Source organism: Mesorhizobium sp. M7A.F.Ca.CA.003.01.2.1 (assembly GCF_003998945.1).
GTDB lineage: Bacteria > Pseudomonadota > Alphaproteobacteria > Rhizobiales > Rhizobiaceae > Mesorhizobium > Mesorhizobium ciceri.
The window spans coordinates 1-6,138 of the sequence record NZ_RZRA01000261.1; the positions used below are offsets into that span (position 1 = coordinate 1).

General features: G+C 65.1%; 6 protein-coding genes. 1 reads left to right on the forward strand and 5 read right to left on the reverse strand.

The window, feature by feature from the left end:
• The first annotated feature begins 439 nt into the window (after positions 1 to 439).
• Complete coding sequence (locus tag EN969_RS13050) at positions 440 to 1,468, forward strand: LacI family DNA-binding transcriptional regulator (protein ID WP_024501567.1); 1,029 nt, start codon at positions 440 to 442, stop codon at positions 1,466 to 1,468.
• A gap of 57 nt (positions 1,469 to 1,525) precedes the next feature.
• Here EN969_RS13050 and EN969_RS13055 read toward each other — a convergent pair whose 3' ends face one another.
• From EN969_RS13055 to EN969_RS13075, 5 genes are all read right to left on the reverse strand, one after another.
• Entirely contained in the window at positions 1,526 to 2,545 is a 1,020-nt protein-coding gene (locus tag EN969_RS13055; RefSeq protein WP_063168543.1) for an aliphatic sulfonate ABC transporter substrate-binding protein, read from the reverse strand.
• Positions 2,546 to 2,581: 36 nt separating this feature from the next.
• Complete coding sequence (locus EN969_RS13060; RefSeq protein WP_127224208.1) at positions 2,582 to 3,478, reverse strand: ABC transporter permease; 897 nt, start codon at positions 3,476 to 3,478, stop codon at positions 2,582 to 2,584.
• A gap of 12 nt (positions 3,479 to 3,490) precedes the next feature.
• A complete protein-coding gene (locus EN969_RS13065) occupies positions 3,491 to 4,327 on the reverse strand; it encodes an ABC transporter ATP-binding protein (RefSeq protein ID WP_013530817.1) in 837 nt (278 codons plus the stop codon).
• 17 nt (positions 4,328 to 4,344) lie between these two features.
• Positions 4,345 to 4,671 (reverse strand): ferredoxin family protein, encoded by a 327-nt coding sequence (locus tag EN969_RS13070; RefSeq protein ID WP_013530816.1) that lies wholly within the window; start codon positions 4,669 to 4,671, stop codon positions 4,345 to 4,347.
• A partial coding sequence (locus EN969_RS13075) for an FAD-binding protein (protein WP_127419164.1) occupies positions 4,668 to 6,138 on the reverse strand: 1,471 nt, incomplete at its 5' end. The genes EN969_RS13070 and EN969_RS13075, both read right to left, overlap by 4 nt.

Below are 6,138 nucleotides of genomic sequence, written 5' to 3' on the forward strand. Positions count from 1 at the left end.
GACGAATGAATTGGGGTGCGATACCAGCGGCGGCCATGATCACAGCCGCCTTTCCTCCGGATGCCAGCAGCCGGCGCCGCGAGATGCGGATCAAGTCAGACATTGAAACTCCTCCCTCAGGGCCACGTTTCCTCCACGGCCCTTATGAGGGATATTGACGGCAGCATGGCAAGGCTGTCAACATCATAAATAATCAAAACACCTCACAACATCGCAATAGGGCAAGGAAATGCACAAAAACGGGATCCATGCATCATGCCGGGTGCTTCAATTTGAGGGCACACGACCCTTCCCGGCCCTGCGCAGCCCTGCCGGACCATTTGATTTAGCGCGGCGGCTTGCGCATGGGCTAAGGGCGGATACATCATTTCCCATCAGAATCGCCGATGGCGGGGAAGCCGTCACCAGCCGATCTGACGCATGCAGGAGATGAAAGACGGTGCGTTCCACCCTGACTGACATAGCCCGGGAAGCCGGCGTCTCGGCCGCCACCGTCGACCGCGTGCTCAACAACCGACCCGGCGTGCGGGCGCGCACGCGCGAAATCGTGCTCGAAATGGCGCAGCGCCTCGGCTACATCGCCGAAGGCCCGAACGGCGCGCCGCCACGGCCCTCGCCTGGCGAGGTCATCCGACTCGACTTCGCGCTGCCGGCCGGCACCAATTCCTTCATCAAGATGCTGCACCGGCACATCGAGGCACAGGCTCTGGCGCGGCCCGACCTCGATGTCCATATCGCCACCATCGAGGGCTTCAATCCTGACCGGCTCGCCCGCCTGCTGCAGGACCTGCGCGGACAGACGCAAGGCGTCGGCGTTATAGCGCTCGACCATCCGACGGTGCGCGAAGCGATCCGATCCCTGTCGGCCAACGATATCAAGGTGGTGACCATCGCCTCCGACATCCTGCATGTGCCCAGGGTCGCCTATATCGGCATCGACAACCGCGCCGCCGGGCGGCTGGCCGGCTATCTGCTCAACCGCTTCATGGGATCGGGGCATCCGGGCAAGGTGGCGCTGTTCGCCGGCTCGCTGTCCTATCGCGGCCACGAAGAACGCGAGATGGGGTTCCGCCACGTCCTGACCGAGGAATCACCCAACCTGCAGATCGTCGAGATGCGCGAAATGCTCGACGACCGCGAGAAGGCCTATTCGGAGGCATCGGCCCTGCTGGAGCGGCACCCCGACCTTGCCGCGATCTACAATGTCGGCGCCGGCAACACCGGCATCGCCCGCGCGCTCAAGGAGCACGGCCGCGCCCAGTCCATGGTCTTCCTCGGCCACGAGGTGACGGACGGCACCAAGGACCTTCTGCTCGACGGCACGCTCGACGCGGTCATCGACCAGAACCCGCGCGTCGAAGCCCGCGAAGCGCTCAACACTTTGACCCATGCGGTCCGGGGATTGCCCTATGAACTGCACCAGCCAAGGCTGCAGGTGATCTTCAAGGAGAACATCCCAGAGATTTGACGGACCAGACGAACGGGGCAGCGCGGTAAAGCGCCCGCCCCGCTCGATGCTTCCAGTCTATTGGACGGCAGCGACTTCAGCCGCGGCGCCATCGACAAAGCTCTTGTCGACCCATTTTCCGTAGTCGATCGAGCCCTTCAGGAGCCCGGCGCTGGCCATGAATTTCTCCTCGCCCTGCAAGGCGGCGATCGCGTCGTCGGTGAGTTTCGGATCCTGGTGGAACACCCCGTCGGCATAGGTCTTGCGGACGGATTTCTCCGACGACTTGGTCGCCTCCACAAACGTCTTGATCGTCTCGTCCGGATGAGCGTCGGCCCAACGCGAAATCTCGATGTCGACCTTCAGCAGCCGCTTGACCAGATCGGGATATTTCGCCGCGAAGGCGCCGTTGACCGAGATGACGTTCGGCACGTTCCATTCCGGATGGGTGCTGGTGTCGAACAGCACCCGCGCCTCGCCGGTGTCGCCCAGCTTGGCCGCCGTCGAATCCGTCTCGACAATGGCGTCGATATCGCCGCGCAGCAGCGCCGGGCCGGATGCCTCGAAAGGCAGGTTCAGACCTTCGACGTCATTGGTGGTCAGGCCGACGCTGTTCAGTGCCTTGCTGAAGTTCGAATGCCGCACCGTTCCGGTGAGATAGGCGACCTTCTTGCCCCTGAGATCCTGCAGCGTCTTCAACGGCGAGTCGGTTTTGACGACGATGTAGGAACCGCCGGCCTTCACATAGCTCGACAGGCCGATCAGCTTGACGTCGGCGCCGGACGCAGCAACGCGCAGCGCCGGATTGTTGCCGGTATAGGTGAACTCGATGGCGCCGGTCGCCAATGCCGTCGTGGCTTCCGAGCCGCCGTTGAAGGTCACCAGTTCGACCTTGATGCCGTCCTTGGCGAATTCCTTGTCCCACCAGCCGTCCTTCTTGGCGAGGATGAATTTGAGGTGCCCCGGCGCCGTGCTGCCGATGCGGATGATGTCAGGCTTGTCCTGTGCGAAGGCAGGCATGCCGCCAAGGCCGATTACGACGGCAATGGCGCCCTTCAGAAGCAGCCGGCGAATTGCGTCGAATGGGATGTTGGGCATGGGAAAATCCTTCCTGTTTGGAATGAATGGGGCCGCTTAAATGAGCGAGGTCTCGGACTGGCCCTTCCAGGCTGTTGCCCAGCGCTCGAACCAGACGAGCAGGTAATTGACGGTCAGGCCGATGACGGTCAGCGTCAGGATGCCGGCGTACATGTCGGCCGTTTCCATCATCAGCTGCGAATTCTGGATGAGGAAACCGAGGCCGGATTTGGCCGCCAGCATCTCGGCGCCGATGACCGCGAACAGCGAGGATTTCACCGCCAGCCGAGCGCCGGCGACGATCGAGGGAATGCTGGCCGGCAGGATGACTTTCCGGAACAGGTCGAAGTCGGACGTGCCCATCGAGCGCGCCGCCTTGATGAGCAGCGGATCGACCGACTTGACGCCGCTGATCGTGTTGACGAGGAGAAAAAACACCGAGGAGTAGAAGGTGATCGCGACCTTCGATTCCTCGCCGATGCCGAGCAGCAGGATGAACACCGGCAGAAGCGCGAATTGCGAGGTGTTGCGCAGCGTCTGCACCAAAAGGTCGGAAACCTTCTCGAACAGCGAATAGCGCCCCATCAACAGACCGAGCGGGATGGCGACCACCACGCCGAGTGCGAAGCCGATCGCAGCGCGCTGCAGGCTTATGCCGATATGCTCGATCAGCACGCCCGAGGCGAGCAGCGCCCACCCGGCGACCAGCACCTCGCTCAGCGGCGGAAAGAAGATCCGGTTCAGCCAGCCGAGCCGGGGCGCGATCTCCCACAGCAGGAAGAACAGGCCGAGCAGCGGCAAGCCATAGAGGAATGTGCCGCGGCTCGCTTTCTTGCTCCGGATCTTGGCGTTGGCCTTGATGGCGGGGACCCTGGCGGCGGCTACCGTTTCGCCAGCGCCGGCAAACAGGTGGAGCGCTCCAGCGGAGCCAAACTTCTCGGTCAGATAGGCCATGGGTCCAGTTCCTCAGTGACTGAAGGCTGGCGACAGAGTCCAGTCCTTCTGCGCCTTGTTGACCTCGTCGCGCAGCACGTCCCAGACGCGAGCGCGATATAGATTGAATTCGGCGCTGGCGCGGATGTCGCCGTCGCGCGGCCGTGGCAGGTCGATATCGATGATCTCCTTCACCGCGCCCGGCCGCGCCGTCATCACCACCACCCGGTCGGCGAGGAAGATCGCCTCGTCGATCGAGTGGGTGACGAAAATGACCGTCGTGTTGATCTTGCCCCAGATCCGCAGCAGCTCGCCTTGCAGAAGCTCGCGCGTCTGCTGGTCAAGCGCCGCGAACGGCTCATCCATCAGCAACACTTCCGGGTTGCTGGCCAGCGCACGCGCGATCGCCACACGCTGCTGCATGCCGCCGGACAGCTGGTTGGGAAAACGGTCCTCGAAGCCGGCAAGGCCGAACAGCGACAACAGATGGCGGGCCGTCGCCGTGCGCTCAGCCTTGGCCACGCCGCGCACTTCCAGCGCATATTCGATGTTGGCGAGCGCCGTGCGCCAGGGAAACAGCGCATATTGCTGGAAGACATAGCCGGTCTTCGGGTCGGGCCTGGTGATGCGCCGGCCATCGAGCTTGACGTCGCCGCCGGTCGCCTGCGTCAGCCCGCCAATGATGTCGAGCAGCACCGACTTGCCCGAGCCGCTGGGGCCGACCAGCGTGATGAACTCGCCCTTGCGGATCGAGAGGTCAACGCCATCGAGCACGGTGACGCGGTCGGTCGCCTCGCCATCGACGGTGACGAACTGCCCCGGCTTGAGCTGGAAGGTCTTGCTGATGTCGCTGACGACGATACGGTCCATATCTGTCTCCGATCGGTTCACTGCGCCACGCGGATGCGGTGCGTCGGGTCGAATTCCGAGCCGCCGGCCTTGCCGCGCTTCCAGCCGAGCGCGCGGGCATAGGAGCCAAACAGCTGTCGGGCGTCGGCCTGAGCTTCCGTGATGCCGGTCGGCCCTTCGGCGAACTCGGCCACATAGAGCGCGTCGGTCGGGCAGTAGATTTCGCACAGGAAGCAGGTCTGGCAGTCCTCCTGGCGGGCGATCACTGGCACGCCGCTCTCGGTCGCGTCGAAGACGTTGGCCGGGCACACCTTGACGCAGATGTCGCATTCGACACAGCGCGTGGCCGAGACGATCTCGATCATGACGCCAGCTCCGCCAGCCGCTCAGGCGCGCCTGCGATGCGGAACGCATCCACACCGGTGATGACCAGCCGGTGCGCGAAGGCCGGGCTCTTGCCCGGCAAATCGGTGCGGCGATGCATACCGCGGCTCTCGGTGCGGTGCAGCGCTGCGGCCACGGACCAGCGCCCGGCGGCGGCGATCGAAGCTGCCTCTCGGGTACGGACCCTATCCAGCCCGTCGCCTTGCAGATGGTCGCGCACGTCGCGCCAGACACTCTCCAACCGCTCGCCGCTTTTCTCCAGGCCTTCGCCGGTGCGGAAGAAATTCTTGTCGAGCGGCGTCACCTCACTGCGCACCGCCTCGATGACTTCGCCTGCCGAGATGTCGACGCGCGGCGATGATGCAGGACGTAATCCAGCCTGGCCAAGCGACTGCACCTCAGTGCGGAATGCCTTGCCGGTCCGGCGCTTGGCATGGGTCGAAGCGCCCTTGCCCGCCCACCAGCCGCTGGCCAGCGCCCAGGACGAATTGACGGCGCCGCCGCCCGACACCGCACCGGTCATGATCTCGCGGCTGGCCGCGTCGCCGGCGACATAGAGGCCGGGTACGCCGGTGGCGCAATCGTCGGAGACGATGTCTATGCCGCCCGTGCCGCGCACCGTGCCTTCGGCGCGCAGGGTGATGCGGAACAGCTCGCTGAAAGGGTCGATGCCGGCGCGGTCATAGGGCACGAAGCAATTCGGCTGGCCCTGGCGCAGCCAGCCCTGCAGCGCTGGTTCGGCCTGATCGAGCCGCGCGTAGACCGGGCCGTCGATCAGCGCGCGCGCCACTTCCTCCTCGCGGTCGCCGATGCCGTTGCGCAACGGCTCGCCGGTCGGCCCGACGATCGGTGAGCCATCTTCGCGATGGAACGACGCCCAGCGGAACGGCAGCCCCTTGTTCAACGAGGAGCCGTAGGGCGCCAGCGTGTATTTGCCGGTGAACTCCATGCCCGACAGGCTGGCGCCGGCCTCCGCCGCCATCAGATAGCCGTCGCCGGTCAGCCCGGTCGCGCCGAGGATGCGCTCGCGGAAAGCGCAGCCACCGGTCGCCAGCACCACCGCGTTGGCGTCGACGCGCCAATCCTGGCCGATCTGCCTGGCGACACCGGCGGCGCCGACGATGGCATCGCCGTCCGACAAAAGTTCGAGCGCGGGATGATGGTCGAGGACGGTGACGCCGGCCAAAAGCACGCGGCGGCGCATGAAGCGCATGTAGTCCGGGCCGCGCAGATTGGCGATGTAGAGCCGGCCGTCATCCTCGCTCGGGAAGGGATAGCCCCATTCGGAGAGCCTGAGCAGGTTGCGGTAGGCGGTGTCAACGCAGCGCAGCATCCAGCGCGGGTCGGCGAGTTCGCCGGTGCGCTGCCAGCGTCGCTCGGCCACGGCATGCCTGTTGTCGCCCGGCGGCACGCACCAGGTGCCGGTGTTGGACGGCGCGGTGGCGCCG

Excerpts from the sequence above, each read along its gene's own strand:
- EN969_RS13060 (WP_127224208.1), bottom strand. The coding sequence starts at position 3,478 with ATGGCCTATCTGACCGAGAAGTTTGGCTCCGCTGGAGCGCTCCACCTG.
- EN969_RS13065 (WP_013530817.1), bottom strand. The coding sequence starts at position 4,327 with ATGGACCGTATCGTCGTCAGCGACATCAGCAAGACCTTCCAGCTCAAG.
- EN969_RS13070 (WP_013530816.1), bottom strand. The coding sequence starts at position 4,671 with ATGATCGAGATCGTCTCGGCCACGCGCTGTGTCGAATGCGACATCTGC.
- EN969_RS13055 (WP_063168543.1), bottom strand. The coding sequence starts at position 2,545 with ATGCCCAACATCCCATTCGACGCAATTCGCCGGCTGCTTCTGAAGGGC.